Source organism: Jeotgalibacillus marinus (assembly GCF_040801915.1).
In the GTDB taxonomy this organism is placed as follows: Bacteria; Bacillota; Bacilli; order Bacillales; family Jeotgalibacillaceae; genus Jeotgalibacillus; species Jeotgalibacillus marinus.
On sequence record NZ_JBFMIA010000008.1, the window covers coordinates 26,525 to 46,826 of the forward strand.

The 20,302-nt window shown below is 37.8% G+C and carries 19 protein-coding genes; 11 read left to right on the plus strand and 8 right to left on the minus strand.

All coding sequences use genetic code 11. The annotated features are described in order from the left end of the window. Positions 1-100: 100 nt before the first annotated feature. Both AB1471_RS10215 and AB1471_RS10220 read right to left on the minus strand, forming a co-directional pair. On the minus strand, positions 101-331 hold the full coding sequence (locus AB1471_RS10215; RefSeq protein WP_367779660.1) for an excisionase family DNA-binding protein: 231 nt from the start codon (positions 329-331) through the stop codon (positions 101-103). 767 nt (positions 332-1,098) lie between these two features. Continuing rightward, a complete protein-coding gene (locus AB1471_RS10220; protein ID WP_367779661.1) occupies positions 1,099-1,620 on the minus strand; it encodes a gamma carbonic anhydrase in 522 nt (173 codons plus the stop codon). 134 nt (positions 1,621-1,754) lie between these two features. Between AB1471_RS10220 and AB1471_RS10225 the strand changes: the two genes are divergently transcribed. The 3 genes from AB1471_RS10225 (at position 1,755) to AB1471_RS10235 (ending at position 4,808) form a co-directional block, all read left to right on the plus strand. After that, positions 1,755-2,555, plus strand: coding sequence for an alpha/beta fold hydrolase (locus AB1471_RS10225; RefSeq protein ID WP_367779662.1), 801 nt, complete (start codon positions 1,755-1,757; stop codon positions 2,553-2,555). 15 nt (positions 2,556-2,570) lie between these two features. Further along, positions 2,571-3,665 carry a tetraprenyl-beta-curcumene synthase gene (gene tbcS, locus AB1471_RS10230; RefSeq protein ID WP_367779663.1) on the plus strand — a complete coding sequence of 365 codons (1,095 nt, stop codon included), beginning with the start codon at positions 2,571-2,573 and terminating at the stop codon, positions 3,663-3,665. 141 nt (positions 3,666-3,806) lie between these two features. Then, entirely contained in the window at positions 3,807-4,808 is a 1,002-nt protein-coding gene (locus tag AB1471_RS10235; protein ID WP_367779664.1) for an LLM class flavin-dependent oxidoreductase, read from the plus strand. Positions 4,809-5,056: 248 nt separating this feature from the next. On the opposite strand, the gene mnmM is transcribed toward AB1471_RS10235, so the two are convergent. The 4 genes from mnmM to AB1471_RS10255 all read right to left on the minus strand — a co-directional run bounded on the left by mnmM (position 5,057) and on the right by AB1471_RS10255 (position 9,061). Continuing rightward, complete coding sequence (gene mnmM, locus AB1471_RS10240; protein WP_367779665.1) at positions 5,057-5,641, minus strand: tRNA 5-(aminomethyl)-2-thiouridylate-methyltransferase MnmM; 585 nt, start codon at positions 5,639-5,641, stop codon at positions 5,057-5,059. Next, positions 5,638-6,606 carry a tRNA modification radical SAM protein MnmL/YtqA gene (mnmL, locus tag AB1471_RS10245; protein ID WP_367779666.1) on the minus strand — a complete coding sequence of 323 codons (969 nt, stop codon included), beginning with the start codon at positions 6,604-6,606 and terminating at the stop codon, positions 5,638-5,640. The genes mnmM and mnmL overlap by 4 nt, the downstream gene beginning before the upstream one ends. A gap of 320 nt (positions 6,607-6,926) precedes the next feature. After that, a complete protein-coding gene (locus AB1471_RS10250) occupies positions 6,927-8,372 on the minus strand; it encodes an ATP-binding protein (RefSeq protein WP_367779667.1) in 1,446 nt (481 codons plus the stop codon). Further along, on the minus strand, positions 8,372-9,061 hold the full coding sequence (locus AB1471_RS10255) for a winged helix-turn-helix domain-containing protein (RefSeq protein WP_367779668.1): 690 nt from the start codon (positions 9,059-9,061) through the stop codon (positions 8,372-8,374). The genes AB1471_RS10250 and AB1471_RS10255 overlap by 1 nt, the downstream gene beginning before the upstream one ends. Before the next feature lie 261 nt (positions 9,062-9,322). On the opposite strand from AB1471_RS10255, the gene AB1471_RS10260 reads away from it, so the two are divergent. The 5 genes from AB1471_RS10260 (at position 9,323) to AB1471_RS10280 (ending at position 14,452) form a co-directional block, all read left to right on the plus strand. Beyond that, entirely contained in the window at positions 9,323-9,877 is a 555-nt protein-coding gene (locus AB1471_RS10260; RefSeq protein WP_367779669.1) for a hypothetical protein, read from the plus strand. 246 nt (positions 9,878-10,123) lie between these two features. After that, positions 10,124-11,575, plus strand: a complete 1,452-nt coding sequence (locus AB1471_RS10265) for an ABC transporter permease (RefSeq protein WP_367779670.1) — start codon at positions 10,124-10,126, stop codon at positions 11,573-11,575. 12 nt (positions 11,576-11,587) lie between these two features. Continuing rightward, positions 11,588-12,289: an ABC transporter ATP-binding protein gene (locus tag AB1471_RS10270; protein WP_367779671.1), complete on the plus strand. Its 702-nt coding sequence runs from the start codon at positions 11,588-11,590 to the stop codon at positions 12,287-12,289. 92 nt (positions 12,290-12,381) lie between these two features. After that, positions 12,382-12,663, plus strand: a complete 282-nt coding sequence (locus tag AB1471_RS10275) for a hypothetical protein (RefSeq protein WP_367779672.1) — start codon at positions 12,382-12,384, stop codon at positions 12,661-12,663. 337 nt (positions 12,664-13,000) lie between these two features. After that, complete coding sequence (locus AB1471_RS10280; RefSeq protein WP_367779673.1) at positions 13,001-14,452, plus strand: UDP-N-acetylmuramoyl-L-alanyl-D-glutamate--2,6-diaminopimelate ligase; 1,452 nt, start codon at positions 13,001-13,003, stop codon at positions 14,450-14,452. Between the two features lie 271 nt (positions 14,453-14,723). Here the strand turns inward: AB1471_RS10280 and AB1471_RS10285 are convergent, their stop codons facing one another. Continuing rightward, complete coding sequence (locus AB1471_RS10285; protein ID WP_367779674.1) at positions 14,724-15,215, minus strand: YhcN/YlaJ family sporulation lipoprotein; 492 nt, start codon at positions 15,213-15,215, stop codon at positions 14,724-14,726. Between the two features lie 586 nt (positions 15,216-15,801). Between AB1471_RS10285 and AB1471_RS10290 the strand changes: the two genes are divergently transcribed. From AB1471_RS10290 to AB1471_RS10300, 3 genes are all read left to right on the plus strand, one after another. Further along, a complete protein-coding gene (locus AB1471_RS10290) occupies positions 15,802-16,311 on the plus strand; it encodes a DoxX family membrane protein (RefSeq protein ID WP_367779675.1) in 510 nt (169 codons plus the stop codon). Positions 16,312-16,610: 299 nt separating this feature from the next. Beyond that, positions 16,611-17,660, plus strand: a complete 1,050-nt coding sequence (locus AB1471_RS10295) for a YeiH family protein (RefSeq protein ID WP_367779676.1) — start codon at positions 16,611-16,613, stop codon at positions 17,658-17,660. A 156-nt stretch (positions 17,661-17,816) separates the two neighbouring features. Beyond that, positions 17,817-18,737 carry a selenium metabolism-associated LysR family transcriptional regulator gene (locus AB1471_RS10300; protein WP_367779677.1) on the plus strand — a complete coding sequence of 307 codons (921 nt, stop codon included), beginning with the start codon at positions 17,817-17,819 and terminating at the stop codon, positions 18,735-18,737. Between the two features lie 68 nt (positions 18,738-18,805). Here the strand turns inward: AB1471_RS10300 and AB1471_RS10305 are convergent, their stop codons facing one another. After that, positions 18,806-20,026: a dicarboxylate/amino acid:cation symporter gene (locus AB1471_RS10305; protein ID WP_367779740.1), complete on the minus strand. Its 1,221-nt coding sequence runs from the start codon at positions 20,024-20,026 to the stop codon at positions 18,806-18,808. Positions 20,027-20,302 lie beyond the last annotated feature (276 nt).

Consider the following 20,302-nt stretch of genomic DNA (forward strand, 5'->3'; position numbering starts at 1 on the left):
TTATACTTTTGATCAAACTTTATTTTAGAGCAATAAAAAGTCTATAAAACGGGTCGTTTCGTGGACGATATTTAGTTTTATAGTCTAGTGATATTGTAAGTTAATCTTCGTCTTTTACATCTACACTATCTGGGATAGGCTCATTTCTCCATTCTTCAAACAACTTTTTGGCCTTTTCTACTTGTTTAATATAATCATTGAATTGATCACGATTGATTAAAAACTGCTCTCCATCATGAACTGCTCGAATACGCTGTTCGTGTACTAATTTTATAATGATTGATTGTGGCAAGGTAAGGTATTGGGCTGTTTCTTTAATTGTCAAATACATCTGAGTTTCCACCCTTCACTTTAAATGTTTTATATCGTTATACAGTATATATCCTCATTATATCAATGATCCAAATGTAGATAATATTTGATTTCAGCAATTGTTTTCGACCTTAATAGTACCCTTTTAGGCCAATCGAAATTCATCCCCCCATTTCATTGAATCTTTTTTCAATGGATTTTTACATTTTTTGGGTATTTCTGTATTTGGTTAATCAACAGACGTTTCTTTATAAATACAATTAGCTACTTCTTATAAAAAGAAGTAGCTAATTGTATTATTGGACTTCCATGAAGTAATTTTTCTATAAAATGAGCCAGTAAGTGTATCGCTTATTAAGTTGATAGTTTCCTACGCTTGAATTTTCCTATATAAAAAGAGACACACGCTACAAACCATATCAGCGATGTAATGGTAAATACCTTATCAAGAGCGCTTAGACCACTCAAATTGCTATATTCGAGAGTAGCAAAATGCTTCACAAACGTAAATGCTAAAAATGTATTCATGAAAAGGAAAATTTTAGAATGCAAACTCACCACACCTTTCATAAATTAACTGGAATAGTAGCAGCAAAGACCGCCAGCAACCTTATTCCTACTTTCCACCAAACAACCTCGACCAAAAAACGTCCTTCTTTTCTCATTAGCCGCAGGAGTCTATTTTCGTGTCTCCATGGATTCTTTTGTTGCTGAGTTAAAATGATATCACTCTGATCAAGTACGTCATTCATTTTTTGTTCCAACAGCCTTAAACTTTTTTTTCATTTAACCATTATTTTTTTCAGCCTCTTTATAAAGGATGGCTTTTTCCGCATATTCACGACTTATCCGTTCCATATCTTGAATATCTTCGTCTGTTAACGTGCGTATGACTTTAGCTGGGCGCCCAAAAGCTAATGAGTTTGGCGGAATTTTTTTTCCTTGAGAAACTAAGCTTCCAGCGCCGATAAATGCTCCTTCGCCAATTTCAGCTCCATCTAAAATGATCGAACCCATGCCAATGAGCGCTTTTTTTTTGATCGTGCAGCTATGTAAAATCACTTGATGGCCGATGGTTACTTCGTCTTCTAAAATAAGCGGTGTGTTTGGGCTTTGGTGGAGGATGGAGTGGTCTTGAATGTTCACCTTTTTGCCAATAATCGTTGGTGATACGTCGCCACGAATGGTTGTACCGAACCAAACGCTAGATTCTGCGCCAATGGTTACATCTCCTGTAACTGTTGCGTTGCTTGCGATATAGGTCGATTGATCAATTTTAGGATCGAAGTTTTTATAGGATAGGATCATGTTATTGCTCCTTATTTTTGATAGAATTATGATATAGTATAGTTTATCATAACTCGTGCTTATGCGGATGTTCCACGGTTCGACTCGTTTAGGCAGAGTAAGGTGATCTACGTAGGAAAGTGAGGAATCTCTCAATGTGGAAATGGGAAACAGATGAAGCTGCACACGGTGTGATCGTTATGATTCACGGTGAATTAGAGCATCATGCACGATACGGATGGCTCATCGAAATGTGGCGTTCAAAAGGCTACCATGTCATTATGGGTGACCTCCCTGGTCAAGGTATGGCAAAAAGAGTAGAACGGGGTCATATCGACTCGTTTGACCAATATATTAAAGAAGTGAAGAAGTGGATCGAGGCCTCATATCAATTTGATTTGCCTGTATTTCTTTTAGGGCATGGCATGGGTGGCTTGATCGCGGTTCGCATGTTACAAAAAATGAAACTGGAGATCGCAGGTCTTATTTTGTCTTCTCCTACTTTTGCGTTAAAATATACCCCATCAAAAGTGAGTCACTTGCTCTCGAGTAGTTTGAATAAAGTAACACCTGAACATCGCTTTACTTTTGGTTTCCCCATTGAAAAAGCAACACGGAATGAAGAAGTGATTGAGATTGATCGTGAAGATTCTATTAATGTCACGAGAGTATCTGTTCGCTGGTATAGAGAAATACTATTGGCTATGAAACAGATGGCCCTAAATAAACAATTTCCTGACATTCCACTGCTTCTTATACAAGGTGGAAATGACTTTTTAGCTGAAACGCAGGTCGCAAAAAAATGGTTTCTGGAATTAGATTTACTTGAAATGCACTACAAGGAATGGCCGCAATGCTATCACGAACTTTTTAACGAACCAGAGCGGGATGAAATTTTTGCTTACACCGAATCATTTACACGTAACCGACTTAGAAACATTGGGTATGATGTCTAAAAAGAGGTGAAAAATATGGTAGTGCCGACTGAACCATTCTTTTTAATGAATCAAGTGTATCGAAAAGTGTTCCCAATTGTTCATCAGCAACTAGCTCATTGGAAAAAGCTCGCAAATGACATTCCAAATGAAGAATTGCGGACTCAAGCATTAGCGAGTTTGGAGCATAAAACGTTCCACTGTGAGGGTGGATCGATTATGGCTCTTCTTGCTTTGAAGGGGCACAAGGAAGCAATCCAATTTATCGTAGCGTACCAGACGATCAGTGATTATTTAGATAACCTTTGTGATCGTAGCACATCACTTGATCCTGAAGATTTTAAAAGTTTGCATGAATCGATGGAGGACGCTCTAACGGTTGGAGCGCCCATTCGAGACTATTATTGCAACAGAGTTGAGCGGGATGACGGAGGTTATTTGGCTTCATTGGTTTTAATGTGTCAATCCGTTCTTGAACAGTTGGATACATACAGTGAGATTAAAAAAGATTTACTCGAATTATGTGGCTATTATTGCGACCTGCAAATACACAAGCATGTCCACGTGGATGATCGTGAACGTCGACTGCAAACATGGTTTGAGGATCATCACGACCGTTTCCCAGAGATGGAATGGTATGAGTTTTCTGCGTGTACGGGTTCCACACTCGGAATTTTTTGTCTCGTCTCATATGCATTTAGAGAGGACTTTGATCCTTCCTTTTCTGAAACCATTCGTAATGGCTACTTCCCTTATATTCAAGGATTACACATTTTGCTCGATTATTTTATCGATCAAGAAGAAGATTTAGCAGAAGGTGATTTGAATTTCTGCTTCTACTACCCAAACCATGAGCTACTATTTGAACGTTTGCAGCACTTTGTAAAAGAAGCGGATCGTCACACCAATAAGTTGCCACATAAAAAATTTCATAAACTGATCAACCGCGGTTTACTAGGTGTCTATTTATCAGATGAAAAAGTGAGCAAGCAAAAAAATGTCCGCCATCTCGCACGAAAAATTATCCGTTCAAGCGGTGTCGTGAGCTACTTTTTCTATTTAAATGGAAGAGCATATCGAAACGTTCAGAAATGGATGCCATCTGGGATGTTGCGCAGCTGGTCAAAATGATAAGTATCCTTGGTATTTCACGCACGTTAAATAATTCTATTTTATTCATAAGTAAGTCGAACAATCGGTCTGTTACCAGGCAAGTTGTTCGACTTTTTAGGAGGAATTTAGAATAATAGGAGCAGTAAAGGAGTGAACAAGATGGCGTTAACATTAAGTATACTAGATCAATCATCCATTGTAGAAGGCAGCACAGCTGAGGAAGGGTTACGGCAAACGATTGAACTTGCCAAGCGTGCAGATGAGCTTGGCTTTCACCGTTTTTGGGTGTCTGAACACCATGATGCACCAACGCTTGCAGGTTCATCGCCAGAAGTTCTAGTTGCCCACCTTGCTTCGAAAACGAATACTATACGCGTAGGATCAGGCGGCGTGATGCTGCCTCACTATAGTGCATATAAAGTTGCTGAAAATTTTAAGGTGTTGGAATGTTTAACACCTGGTAGAATTGATGTTGGAATCGGACGAGCACCTGGTGGCATGCCTCGAGCTTCCCATGCACTGTCAGACGGCAAACAGCGGGGCACCAAACGTTATCCAGAACAAATCGATGACTTGCTTCATTATTTGCACGATGATCTTCCAGAAGAACATCGTTATCACGGATTAAAAGCGACACCTGTGACCAAAACGACTCCTGATGTGTGGGTTTTAGGATCAAGTCCATCATCTGCGCTCACTGCGGCGGAAAAAGGGCTACCATATACGTTCGCACTTTTTATTAATGGTGAAGGTGGTAAATACTACATGAACCAATATTTAGAAGAGTTTAAGCCATCACGTCACTATGCTCAACCGCAAAGTAATGTAGCTGTTTTTACGATTTGTGGTGAAACGATGGAAGATGCAGAACGAATCGCTTCGAGCCTTGATTTATCCATGATCATGCTTGAACAAGGTATGCCATCAAAAGGAATACCGAGTCCAGAAAAAGCGATGAACTACCCTTATAGTGCATTTGAACGAGCGAGAGTGCTTGAAAACCGTAAACGAATGGTTGTTGGTGATATCGATCATGTTGTACGAGAACTGCACCGGATTGCGGAAGAATACCAAACAAACGAAATCATGTTGACCACAATTGCGTACGATTTTGAACAAAAAATGAAGTCGTTTGAACGAATTGCAGAGAGAATGCTGTAAAGATGGCTGTCCGCTACCTTATGTTGGGTAGTGGACAGTTTTTTTGAAGTAAATGTTGTTAAGCAAGTCGTATCGATGGATGAAGATAGTTTATCCGCGTTTGAAGTCTGTATATCGAAGTTTGATCATGGTTTATCCGCGTTTGCAATCTGTTTATCGAAGCATGGCCTCCATTTATCCGCAGATCGTGACAAAAGAACTACATCCTGTCTTGTGTTTTCACAAAAAAACTAGTCCCACGTTCAGAACTAGTTTCTCTCCCTACGCTTCTCAATCGCAATGACAAATGGTGCAGGTGTTTGCTGATTCATAAATTGATAACGTAAAACGTGCGCTTTTTGATGATCAATGGTTTGAACGAAACGCAATAAGTAATCGCGTTCAACAGCTCCTTCTGCATGTCCATGATAGATGACGAGAATGATTAGTCCACCAGGCTTCATCATGTCGATCAATTTTTCAACGGCTGTAATCGTTGTGCGTGGACGAGTCACGATGGTTTCATCACTTCCAGGTAAATAACCAAGGTTAAACACCGCACCAGAAATGGCTCCATGGTGAACAGGGGGAATCGCTTGATCAAGTGTTTCATGACCTTGCTGAAACAGCATGACGCGATTTTGTAAGTCTTGTTCTTCAAGTTTTGTAGCGGTTTTATCAATGGCTTTTTGTTGTACATCAAAGCCATACACACGTCCTTGTTCTCCAACGAGTCGAGATAAAAACAACGTATCGTGACCATTTCCTACAGTGGCATCTACCACGATATCGTCTGTTGAAACAGATCGCTGAAGCAATGAATGAGCATATGGCAAAATGCGGTCTAGATTCATGGCTGTGAGTTCACCTCTTTACGATTGTAAAATTTTCCTTGATACGATCCTCTACGCATAAGCTCGCGATCAATATCCATAAGAACTTCCCATTTATTTACACTCCACATAGGACCAACCATTAAATCAATAGGACCGTCTCCTGTAATACGGTGGATAATCATTTCTGGTGGAAGGATTTCAAGCTGATCACATACGAGCTTGACATAATCATCTTGTGATAAAAATTCGAGCAACCCTTTTTCATATTGCTTTACCATTGGCGTCCCTTTTAGTAGATGAAGCAAGTGAATTTTAATGCCTTGAACGTCTAGATCTGCAACGGCTTTTGCGGTTTCCATCATCATGGCAGTATCTTCTTGTGGCAATCCATTGATGATATGAGAGCAGACGCGAATGCCGCGATCACGCAGTTTTTTGACACCTTCTTTATAGCATTCAAAATTATGGGCACGGTTAATCATTGTGCCTGTCGCTTCATGGACGGTTTGCAAGCCCATCTCTACCCACAAATAGGTACGTTCATTTAATTCAGCTAAATAATCTACCACATCATCAGGCAGGCAATCCGGTCTAGTGGCAATTGATAACCCTACCACATCATCAAATTTTAGTACGGTTTCGTATTTTTCGCGCAAAACCTCAACGGGTGCATGAGTGTTGGTAAAGGCTTGAAAGTACGCCATGTATTTTCCGTCTTTCCACTTGCGATGCATGCGAGTTTTAATGTCGTGAAATTGTTTTTCGAGTGGATCAACGGAGTTACCTGCAAAATCACCAGATCCTGCTGCACTGCAAAACGTACAGCCTCCATGCGCCACAGTGCCATCACGATTAGGGCAATCAAACCCACCGTCTAAAGCGATTTTAAAAACCTTATGACCGAAATGATTTCGTAAATGATAATTCCATGTATGGTAACGCTTATTGTCTGTAGCAAATGGAAACGGATTAGATTGAGTCAAGTGACTAACACTCCTCTTTTAAAATGACTGGACCTTACAACTTGTCTGATGTCCTAGTCTATAGCGTATTCTATCAGAATCTCTTCTGACCTACCAATGTCAATCCGACTAATTAACAAAATCACAGTGTTTTAAAGAGAATATGCTCCTGTATGGGGAAGAAAAAAGTGATTTATAAAGCTGAAGAATCGCTCTGAATACCGTCAACCTAATAATAAAGAGCGGGCATCATTGCCCGCTCTTCTCGTTCATCAATACAAAATGACACCACGTAAGAAGTCAAACATAGCTCAGGTTGAAGCATATTGAATTCCGAAGACTCACTGCCATTTGCCTTTATCTTGATCCGGAAGATGAATTTCAAATATGGTCCCTTGGTTCTCTTTACTGCTTACGTGAATCGTTCCTTGATGCAATTGTACAAGTTGCTTCACAATAGACAGACCAAGGCCAAATTTACCATAGAGATCGCTGGTTCTGGATAGATCAGCCTTGTAGAATCGTTCCCATATGGATTCGATATCCTCTTTCTTCACTCCTATTCCCGTATCCTCTACTTCAATAATGATTTCTTTATAGCCTTTTTTTCCTCTAAGTGAGATGCTTCCATTTTCAGTAAACTGAATGCTGTTTTTTACAATATTAATTAAAATTTGCATAAGACGATCATAGTCAGCAAAAACCATCAGTTCTTCTTCCATATACAACACGATTTTGTTCCCTTTTTCTTCTGCTTGAATACTTAGATGTTCTTGGATCACTTCAAAGATTTCGTATAAGTCAATCCACTGTTTTTGTATAGATACTTGATTGGAACGGATTTTTTCATAGTCCAAATTTTCATTTACTAGTCGAATTAGCCTTCTAGTTTCCTTACTAATGAGAAGTAATCCTTTTTCTTTTTCCTCTTCAGCAATCATTTCATTATTTAGTCCCTCCACGACCCCTTTTATCGTTGTCAGAGGGGTACGGAGTTCGTGTGAAACATCTGCAATAAACTGACGGCGCCGTTTTTCAAGTCGATCAATTTCGTCATTCGATAATTTTAACTGCTTGACCATTTCATTAAAATCATCCGCCAGTTCACCAAACTCATCCCTACCTGTATCGTCCACTTTAACATCGTAATTGCCCGATGATATTTGCGTTGTTGCGTTACGAAATCGCTGAATACGATTAACATGCACTTTAGAGAGAAAAACACTTAAAAAAATCGTAATGACTAACGCGATACCAGCGCTTGAGAGTAGGAATTGAAAAATTTCTGTGATCATTTCTTCCGTCCCTGTTATGGGCCAAGTAAGTAACACGCCGCCTACGAGAACATCTTCTTCGTTCATTTTGGGTATAGCAACAATAGATACTTCCGCTTCTGGATCCTGATTAGCGACTACACTCGGACCGCGTTTAATGACTACACTCTCACCGCGTTTAATTTGTTCCCATTCCGACTCTCTTAATAAAGCATGTGATTTTTTATTTAATCGGGGATACGTAACCTCCGTTTGTTGATCGAAGATGAAAAAGTGAACATCTTGTGAAGTAAAGATCTTTTTATAATAGTTGATAAGCATTCGATCGCCATGTACAATATCTTCACCCATCCCTTCAATTAACTCCTCTGCATACGTAGTCATCTCCTCTACTTTACCTTTATAAATAAACGACTCCACGTATTGAGAAAATAAGAAACCAAGAATTAAAAAGGCAATTAATAAGGTTCCTAGGTGACTTGCAAGTAATTGATACAAGTATTTAATCCTCATCATGCCCCACCGGTTTCATCAAATTTATAGCCAACTCCCCACACGGTGTGAAACAAAGAGGGCCTCGTATCTAATTTTTTACGGAGTCTTTTGATATGAACATCTACGGTCCGTTCATCTCCATAAAAGGTGTAGCCCCATACTTTATCCAGCAGTTGTTCTCTTGAAAACACCTGGCGAGGATGCTCAACAAAATGTAGGAGTAAATCAAACTCTTTTGGTGTCAAGTTTGTAATTGGTTGTTCATCTAGCCATACTTCGCGAGTCGTGTTTGATAGTTGAATTCGTTCACTTTTTACAATAGAAGAAATAGATGGGGGATTTTCATTGTGCTTTGTTCTTCGAATAATAGCTTTAATGCGGGCCATTAAAGTTATTGGACTAAACGGTTTCGTTATATAATCGTCTGCTCCCATTTCAAGTCCGAGTACTTGATCCGAATCTGTATCTTTGGCTGTAAGCATAATAATCGGAACCGAACTTTCTTCCCTAATCTTTTTACAAATAGTAACGCCATCCATTGTAGGTAGCATCCAATCGATAATTAACAGGTCCCAGTTCTTTTGACTGAAACGCTCATAACCTGCTTTTCCATCTTGAATAAATTCTCCATCGTAACCTTCCTTCGTAAAAAACATTTCAAGCATGGATGACACGCTCGGGTTATCTTCAATCACTAATATTTCCATTCCATTACCTCCAAGTTTTTTACTCTTTGTACAAAAAAGAATAAAACGAACCACTAGCTATTTCAATATTTTTTTAAAGATAACTTCGATTTCATAATGTATTAATAGTTTGGTCATAGTTTGTTCATTTGTAGTTGCTACGATAAGTACGTGGATATTTGAAGGCACATATCTAACAAATCATACCATAGGGAGGACAAGGAGTGAATTTTATAAAACGTGCCTTATTAATCGTGAAAAGAAATAGAAGGAGTGGGAAAAATGAAAAAAGAAAAGCGTTTACTTGTTAGTTTTTTGTCGATCGCAGTATTGCTATCACCTGCACTTATTCCAAGTGCTAGTGCAGCAGAATCAGGAAATGAAAGCTGGGATGAAAAAGGTGAACTGAAAGAGACAGATGTAAAAGACTTTGGTGGAGATTTCAAAGAAGGTAAAGGTAAAAAGCGTCAAAAGAAGAGAGCTGGAGAACGCAGTGAAAAGCTAATGGAGACAGTGAATGAGTTTGCTCCAGAGCTTACCGAGGAGTGGGAAGTAGCACTAGAGGAACGAAAAGAAGTAAAGGAGCAAATACAAGCTAATCGAGAAGGGAAAAAAGACGAGTATACATCTCTTTCTAAAGAAGAACGAGAACAGAAGCGAGCAGAGGAACGTGAAAATCATAATGAAAAAAATGAAGAAAGGAAAGCTATACAAAATCAGTTAAAAGATGCAATTGAAGCTGAAGATAATGAAGCAATAAAAGAAATTCTAGAACAAATGCTAGCTTCGTTTAAAGATTATAACGAGAAAATCAAAAGTGAACTACCCACCACTTAATAGATGGCGTCAGTAGATTACTTTGACCAAGACGAAACCCTTAGGAAGCTATTCTCTGTCCAAGGGTTTTTTCTATACGTTCATTTTCCTCAAAAGAATAAAACGAATCCCTAGCCATTTTCAATTTTTCTAAGATTCATAAGGTATTAATAGTTTGGTCATAATTTGTTCATATGTAGTTGCTACGATAAGTGCGTGGATAAAGAAGACACATCATTAACAAATCATATCATAGGAGGATAACGAGTGAATTTTATAAAACGTGCCTTATTAAGTGTAAAGGAAAGAAAAGGAAAAAGTTTGTTGCAAATTTTTATCTTCACAGTCATTTGTGTGCTTGTATTATCTGGATTAGCGATTCAGAGTGCAGCCGAAAAATCGAGTGAATTAGCGAGAGAATCGCTAGGAGCAGATATCACCCTTCAAATCGATCGCCAAGCGATGATGGAAAATATAAGAGAATCTGGAGGTAGCCCTCAAGATATGGAGACGGGTGTACCTCTATCAGAGGCGGAAAAAATTGCATCTTTAGACTATTTAAAGGGCTACAACTTTTTCACAAGTGAAGTTGCTTTAGCTAATGATTTTGAAGCTATTTCAACGGGTGATGACACAGAAGAAACAGAAGGAAATGGAAATCCATTTTCCGGAAATGATCGGATGGTCCAAGGTGATGTGAGTCTTCGTGGTGTGTTGTATTCTGATTCATCTGCCTCATTTATGAGTGGAGACTCTGTGTTAGAAGATGGAGAACATATTACAGAAGAAGACCTGGACGAAAACGTAGCAATGATTGAGAAAAATCTTGCTGAATTAAATAATTTAGAAGTCGGAGATACACTGACTCTCGGAAGTGCAGTAGAAGAAAACAGTTTGGAAGTTGAAATCATCGGTATTTATTCAACGACGGAGACATTAGATACTGGAGGTTTCGGTGGTCAAAATATAGCTGCAGATCCATATAACAGAATTTATGTTCCATACACAGCATCCTCTAAGTTGAGTTCTAGTGAAGAAACATCTGAACCGATGCTTGAAAGCGCAATTTACTACATTCAAGATCCATCTAAAATAGATGAATTTAAAGAGGAAGCTAAAGCTATTTCCGCCCTAAACTTTGATGGAGAATACCTGTTATCAGCAGATGACCAGGCTTATCAGCAAATGATGGGGCCGATTGAGAACGTTGCCTCATTTTCTAACAATGTCGTGTATCTAGTTGCCATTGCAGGCGCTATTATACTAGGTTTGATCGTTATGATGGCAATCCGAGAACGAAAATACGAAATGGGTGTTTTACTTGCAATTGGTGAACAAAAATGGAAGCTAATTGGTCAATTTGTTGCGGAAATTCTAATCGTAGCCATACTAGCACTTGGCATTGCTTCTGTAAGCGGGCAAATGGTGGCTGGGGCGATAGGAGACCAATTACTAGAGCAGCAGTTAACACAGGAACAAGAGCTAACAACTCAACCTGAATCCTTTGGTGGGAGATTTAGTGGTGGTCGTCCTGGTAGTAGTACTAATCAGCCTGTTGATGGTGTCGAAGCAATTGATGAACTTGAAATCAAAATTACTCCTCAAGACTTCGGACTGCTGGCTGTCATTGGGATGCTAATTGCTCTAATCTCAACCTTGATTCCATCTCTTTCTGTGCTAAGACTTCAACCAAAAACAATACTCACGAAACAAGAATAGGAGGTTAAGTAGATGAGTTTATTACAATTTAAAGATGTAAGCTATTGGTATTCGAACGATCGTAAAGAGTCAACTATTTTCTCAAAAGTGAACCTTGAGTTTGAAAAGGGCAAATTTTATACCATCGTTGGTCCCTCTGGCTCAGGTAAAACGACCTTACTCTCTCTTGCAGGTGCCCTAGACATTCCTAAGGAAGGCAAGATCCATTTTGATGGACAAGATATCGCAACCATCGGCTACTCGAAGTTTAGAAATCAGTATGTATCCATTGTGTTTCAATCATACAATCTATTACCTTACATGACGGCGCTTCAAAATATTGTGACAGCGATGGAAATCACGAAAGTAAAGAAAAAAAACAAAAGCGCATTCGCCTTAGACATGTTAAGAAAAGTTGGCATTTCAGAGGAGAAAGCCAAACAAAAGGTCCTTACGCTAAGTGGAGGCCAACAGCAACGCATCGCGATTGCTCGAGCTCTTTGTTGTGAAACAGACCTGATCATAGCTGACGAACCGACTGGAAATTTAGATGAAGATACAGCTCGAGATACTGTGAAGCTATTTCAGCATCTCGCTCATGAAGAGAATAAATGTATCATCGTCGTTACACACGATAACAGCATAGCTAATTGTTCAGATGTGATACTACGATTGTCAAAAGGCAATTTTCAAATAAGTTACAACAAAAAAACAAGAGTTTCAGGTTCTTTGTAATAGTAAGGACTTGCTGCGTTCTTGTGCAATGCTCCTTGCGTGGAGTACTGCTGATTTTGGTATTTCAATTAGATATTTAGGAAGAAATTACTTTGAAGAAGACTTACCGTATTAAGTGCCTTCTAGTCGTATTTCTAGTCGGTTGTGGTGATGGTACCTCAACTGACCTTAACAAAAGAAATACAACGAAGATGGCCAATTGGGTAACGCTCAACCTTATATATCAAACGATTGGGCGTTATTTTTTTAAACGTTATTATAAACTATCAGGTGAAACGACCCTACTCTCTCTAGCGGGTGCCCTAGACATTCCTAAGGATGGCATGATACATTTTGATGGACAAGGTATCGAAACCATTGGCCTCAACGTTTAGAATGATTGTGTTTCAATCATACAAACTATCACTACATGAAAGAGCTTCGAAATTTGTTACTGTAACGGAAATCACGAAAGGAAAGAAAAAAACAAAAGCGCAATCGTCTTAATGAAGATACATCTCAAGGAATTTTGAACTTATTTCAGCATTTCGCTCATGAGGAGAATAAATGTATCATCGTCGTTACATTCAATAACAGGATAGTTAATTGTTCAGATGTGACGCTACGATTGTCAAAAGGTAATTTCCAAATAAGTTCCACGAAAAACAAGAGTTTCAGGTTCTTTTAAAAGGGATTGCTGCGTTCTATCAATAATTTTATGAGGTGATCCATGTGTTTTTAGCTGATTTCTTAAGCACGCTTTATCCGATAAAAAAAGAATGGGAGCACATCCCGATTAACGATATATGTGTAAATATTGATAGTATCAAAAAAAATGATTTATTTATTTTTACAAAAGGACAACGTTTTGATCCTCATCTTTATTATAAAAAAGTCGAATTGAAAGCAGCTTTTTTTATTTCAGAAGTCCCATTGAATACAACTGTCCCTATGATTGTAGATCCCGACGTTTCTCGGAAAATCGGACTAATTGCTAGCTCGTTTTTAAATTCCCCATCAAAATCGTTCATTAATGTTGCGATAACCGGGACTAACGGAAAAACAAGCATCGGCCAAATCATCGATTATTTGTTTACTGATTTGCATCGAACCTCGTATATCGGCACACTAGGCTTTTTCATCGGAGGCGAACAAATCTTTATGAATAGGAAGACGCCGACCACTCCCCCTCCGATCGATTTGCAACGTATGCTTTTAATGTGCAGAAAGAAAAAAGTAGGTTTGAATGTTATGGAAGTATCAAGCCACGCCCTACAACAAGGTAGAGTGACTGGAATTGAGTATAAATATAATATTTTTTCAAATTTAACGTTAGATCACTTAGATTTTCACCAAACGATGGAAAACTATGCAAATTCAAAAGCATTATTGTTTAAAAACGCAACCGAGCAATCTTTTTCTATCATCAATATTGATGACCCTTATTCATTAAAAATGTGCCAAGAAACAAAAAGTAGAGTAATAACCTATTCAATTGATCGTGATAGTGATTGTAAAGCGGTAAATATTATGTTTTCTGAAAAAGGTACATCTTTTGATATTCTCTATAAAAATAAACGTTTGCCGTTTCAAACTAAATTAGTAGGTAAATTTAACATTTATAATTTATTATCGTGTATTTTAATCGGTTTTATGGAAGGTTTAAGTTATGAACATATTAAAGAAAAAATTGCTTCTTTTGAAGGTATTCCGGGTCGTCTAGAAAAAGTTCCTTCGCAAAAACGAAATGTTTTTATCGATTATGCTCATACTCCAGATTCGTTAGAAAATGTTTTAACTGCATTGAATGATTTTAAAAAAGAAGGAAAAATTTTAACCGTGTTCGGATGCGGTGGGGACCGAGATAAATCAAAACGATCTTTAATGGGTGAAGTTTCAGGTAGAATTAGTGATTTAACGATTGTTACATCTGATAATCCACGATCAGAAGATCCAAAAAAAATCTTGAATGAAATTGCATTCGGGTTACAACCGAAAAATTCTTTTTTATTAATCGATGATCGAAAAAAAGCCATAGCAAAAGCGATCGAACTGTCCACAGTAAAAGATTTAATTATCGTTGCAGGAAAAGGACACGAAACGTACCAAATTTTAAACGATCGAACCATCGAATTCGATGACAAAAAAATAACAGAAGAATTGTTATCTTTTATAAAAAATTAAAGTTCCAAGCAACGTATACGTTTCAATTAAAACAGGCACGTCCAAGGAACTTGGACGTGCCTGTTTAGCCTAATAGCAATAGTCTTTTCACATGTATAACTAAAACTAGAACTTCTTCCAAAGTTGACACGAATACCGTCGTCATTGAAGTTCTCAATTGTGCGATCTAAACAACAACTGGTAGAGAATTTGGTTCTTCGTCAGATCCTCAGGAATTTAAATCAGTTCCCCAGCACTTTAACGCCGAGGAACTGATATTTCTCAACCTTAATTAGCGGGCATTAGGAAATATTCTATCAACTGTTTCGTTAAATTCCTCTGCGAAGCCTTCAAAAGGCTCACCCTGTCTAAATTTTTCTCCATATTCTGTAAATCTTTCTGTCAAATCAGGGTTTGATGATACATACACGTTTTCAATATCCGAATCTGTAGACTTCACTTGATCTTCAACCTTCGTTTTAATATCTTCTGATACTTCTTCTTCTGCTTCATCACTTAAAACTACGGCAACATAGGCGTTACGATCCGTCACCAAAACCGACGCACTTTTTATTTCATCTAGATCAGTTATCAGATCTGCAGCATCGTCTGCTACATCTAAATTTGAGGCATTTCCGTTGTTGTCCATGTTATCTTCTTGACCAACATCAGGGGTGTCATTGTCATTCATTGCATCGTCCCCGTTGTTGTCCCCATTGGTATTACAAGCCGCCAGTGTTAAACTTAGCACACAAGCTGTAGTGAACAATGTGATTAACTTCATTAAAATTCCTCCTCTAAAAGTACTTACGGTATTAAAATAACCATATAAATTTTTTTTATGTAGAGTAAATTCCACAAACATAAATTCTTGAAATAATTGATTTTTTATCACCGTTATTTTCAGGAGCGCAGATTCAACTACTTGGAAGCTTTCACAGTCTGATCCTTTGGTTACAGGGCCGGTTTTGAAAAATCCACCTTTAGTAAAATTAGTGAATGATGACTATGGGAGAATTGGAATATTTCTAGGTGGATTAATGAACACTTTAAATAGTTATTGTTTTTGGGGAGTATATGATCAAGGGGTTGATTGGTTTGAGACGCCAAAACTCATGTGCTCGTTAGCATGGAAATAAAACAAATGTGATTGCTTGTTAATGACAATTGTCTTGTCCCAGTTTGAGCTAAGATCGTCAAAATAGCTAGTTGTCACAAATTCGTAAAAAACAAGCGTCATATTGTGAAGTTTTTCACAATATCTATGCTATACTATTCATGTAAGACAAGTAATAAAAAAAGTTGCAACACCATTTTTTTTAATTCGAATTGTGAATAATTTCACAAAGTAATCATAGGAGATGATCGGTATGAGTTGGTTAAAAGGTCCGAAAATGGCAATGGTATGGGCGGTAGTGAGAATTTGGCTAGGTGTGCAATGGCTTCAAGCAGGATTTGGAAAAGTGACTGGTGATTTTGATGCATCAGGCATGATTAATGGAGCGATCGCAAATGCGAGGGGAGAACATCCTGCCGTTCAAGGATGGTACGCATCATTTCTTCAAAACTTCGCTTTACCAAATATAGAGTTATTTAATGTGTTAGTTCCATGGGGGGAATTGTTGGTTGGTCTTGGTTTAATCCTAGGTTGTCTAACGGTTCCGGCTTTAGTTGCAGGAGCATTTATGAATCTTAACTTTTTGTTAGCTGGAACAGTTAGTACCAATCCTAATTTATTTACAGTAGCAATGGTTCTGTTATTAGTTGGTTCAGCAAGTTACTACTGGGGGGCAGATCGGTATGTCATGCCATTTATTAAACAACGCCTGTACAAAAACAACATTCAAACTAATCACAAAAAAATAGCGATGGGATCTTAATCCATTTTAAAAACAGCAGCGCCCCCTATGAGGAGTGCTGCTGTTTTTTATGAAGATAGCCAAAAGGTATGCTATAGATAACTAAAGAATCAACACAAGTACATTTCACGAATATGGAATAAGGCGTTTCTCCTCAGTTTTTATTGTATAGTTGACACACTAAAAGTATCCAATTTAAGTTGTCTAAGGGGTATAAAATAAGTTAATAAGTCTTATAGGAAAGTGCTATAATTCCGACGTCGTTTTCTGTGTTATTCTGAATTTATAAGCATTAGGTCAGAGGGGGTATTTGAGAAGACATGCAGAAAATGAATGAAGATGTGCTAAGAAAAAAAAATAAACTTCAGTTTCGATTAGGTAAATATAAAGGTTATATGCGAGGGATAGTATTAACGCTAGTGTTGGCAGTTGTGGCTAATCAAGTTGCCAGTTTTCCTTTTTTCTCTATTATGGGGATTATGATTATTTCGATTATGTTAGGAATGCTCTGGAGAACGTCCATGGGAACACAAGACCAAATAGTTCCTGGTGTTACATTTAGTAGTAAATATCTCCTGAGAGCCGGAATTATTCTTATGGGTTTACGTTTGAATCTTAGTCAAATTTTTGAATCAGGTCTCTCTGTTTTATTAATTGATAGCATAGTCATTGTATTTACGATGTTGGTGATGGTTGGATTAGGAAAGCTATTGAATGTAGATAGTCAACTTAATACGTTAATTGCTGTTGGAACGGCCGTTTGTGGTGCGGCTGCAATCGTAGCGGTTGCTTCTGTTATTAAAAGTAAAAAGGAGTATACTGCTATAGCAGTCGCCTGTATTGCCATATTAGGAACAATAGGAGCCTTAGCCTATATTTTTTCCTATCCTTTACTTAACCTTGATTCATATAGTTATGGGGTACTTGTTGGTGCTACATTACATGAATTAGCCCATGTTATTGCTGCAGCGGTACCAGGTGGAGACGTTAGTAGTGAAACAGCTATTTTAGTCAAGTTGGGGAGAGTGGCCTTATTAATTCCTGTAGCTATTATTCTCGGCTACATTTATACAAAAAAAGATAAAAAGGGTAAACAAGATAAATATTCTCTTAAAACTCTTCCTGTTCCTTGGTTTATTTTAGGATTCCTTGGTATGAGTTTTATCAACACATATATCCCTTTGCCTGAAACTCTTGTGAATGCTCTTATTTTGGTTAGCGTTTTTCTATTATCGATGGCTATGGCTGGATTGGGATTAAGTATTAAATTCAGTGACTTTAAGAAAACTGGTTTTAAACCTGTTTTAGTTGGAGTGGTAGGATTCATTTTATTAGCAGCTCTCGGCCCTGTACTTCTTTTATTGGTGTGACAGTGTGTCACTAAAAAAATATTATTTATCTAGGATTTATACGTTTTGAAAAGGGTAAAAGCATGGTGGGAAGTGTCCCTCCTGTATTGTGAGATTTTTTGAACTATACATTATAGTATAATGTAGGTACAGGGGATCAATAGCAGGGGGAATGAGATGAACTTCGAACATTTAAACGTATTTTACGTAGTTGCGCAGGGAAAAAGCTTTTCTGAGACAGCAAAGATATTACATCTCTCACAACCAAGTATCAGTATACAAATTCAACAACTTGAAAATTCACTGAATACAAAACTATTTGAGCGAACAACGAAACGTATATCTTTAACTCCATCTGGAAAGTTGCTTTATAAGCATGCTGACAAAATATTAAACTTAATTCATGAAACAAAAAAGGATATTGCTTTACTTTCAGAGTCGATTCATGGCGATCTAATCATCGGAGCAAGTTTAACGATAGGCGGATATATTCTGCCTTACATACTAGGAAAATATAAAAAAGAATTTCCGAACGTGAATATAATATTGAAATTAGACAATTCTGATCAAGTAATGGAAAAGCTGGCTAATAAGGAAATTCACTTAGGTTTTGTAGAATCATTGAAGAAATACCCGACAGTACAGCAGATTCCTTTTATGGAGGATGAACTCGTTATTATTACACCTAATAAACGGGATCATCTGCTGGCTAATGGGAGTGCTGTCATTACAGTCGACGAGCTCTTTTCTTTACCCATGATAATGAGAGAACAGGGATCGGGTACAAGGCAGGTCATTGAGGAAATCCTACTAAAGCATCATCTCGATCCTGCAAAACTAAATATCATCTTAGAACTTGAAAATACGGAATCCATTAAATCCGCAGTTGAATCGGGTATGGGTATATCAATCATTTCAAAGGCAGCAATTAAAAAGGAACTGCAATTAGGCTTACTCTCGGAGATGTCCATTCAAGGAATACATCTGAAAAGGGAATTTTCATTTATTTATAATGAAGAAACGTTAACGTTGCCAAGTGAATCGTTTTTATCTAATTTTCAACAATATTACCAAATTCAACAATCTACATATAAATAATTCTTTAGATTAAAAAATAAGGGACTACCTCGCTTTGAATGAGGTGTCCCTTAAGTGAAAGGCGAGAGTTAAGAAACCGATTGTTTGTTATCTAGCACTACATTGGTAGTCCTTTCAGAATGATCGACAACTACACAAGCTGATGCGTCGCCAACGACGTTAACAGAGGTTCTAAACATATCTAGAATTCGATCAACACCTGCAACAAGAGCAATACCTTCTAATGGCAAATTGACAGAAGCTAGTACCATCGTTAACATAACAAGTCCAGCACCTGGAACACCTGCCGCTCCAATAGAGGACAATGTTGCAACTAGCGCGACGGTCAGGAGTTGAGTAAACGTCAGATCAATTCCGAAGTATTGAGCAATGAACATGACGGTAATCCCTAGATAAATGGCGGTTCCATCCATGTTGATTGTCGACCCTAATGGTAAAACAAAACTACTCGTCTCTTTTGACACACCGAGGTTTTCTTGGGTATTTTTTAGTGTAACAGGCAAGGTGCCTGAACTACTAGCTGTAGTAAATGCTACAATGCCGGCAGGGTAAATCCCTTTTAGGAATTTAATAGGGCTCATCTTCCCAAGTGTCTTAACTGCTATAGAATATATGATAAGTACATGAAACGCTGATGCGACAACCATTGCTAATATAACTTTTAATAGTGGTAACAAAACGGACATTCCATAGGTACCAACTATTGGCGCAAGTAAGCCGAAAATACCAATAGGTACTAATTTCATGACGATCCCAGTGATTTTATACATAACTTCTGCTAATCCTTCGAAGAATTTCTGTACAGTTGATGCTTTTTCGCCTGCACTTATGATCCCTACTCCTATAAATATAGCAAGAAATATAACTTGCAATATCGCACCAGAACTCAGAGCTTCAATGGGGTTTGTTGGAATAATGTTTAGTAAAGTAGAAACAAAGCTGGTGGTTTCTGTAGCTGTAAATTCTTCGGTATCAAGAGTAATGCCGGTGTCGGTCCCAGGAGAAAAAATAAAGGCAGCGCCTAAGCCGATTACAATGGCGACAAAGCTGGTACCTAAGTAATACAAAATTGTTTTTCCGCCTAAACGACTTAATTTTTTAATATTGCCTGCACTAGTGATCCCTACAATGATGGTTGAAAGAATTAATGGAACAACAATAAACATAATTAATCTTAAAAATAAATCGCCCAGTGGTTGAAAAAATGTTGCATTTTCTCCGAGGATAATTCCCACAACTAAAGCCATAACGAAGCTAACAACAATTAGAAACATGAAATTCATTTTCACTTTCACCTTAACTCCTCCTCCAATGGTATTAATTGATGCAAGGTATAGATGCTACTTGATATGTGTATTGGTTTGGTAATCTAATAACGATCTAATGAAGACGCTTTCATTTTTAGGAGATAAAAACACTTCTGTTGATTTAACCAACTATAGGAATACCAAAAGAGGCTCGTTCCCTTCAATCGATCATGCAAACCGTTCATTTCCCAGAAAATGAACGTATTTTTGATGCAAGAAACATCGACAAAAAGACTGGAACGACAAATAGCGATCTGC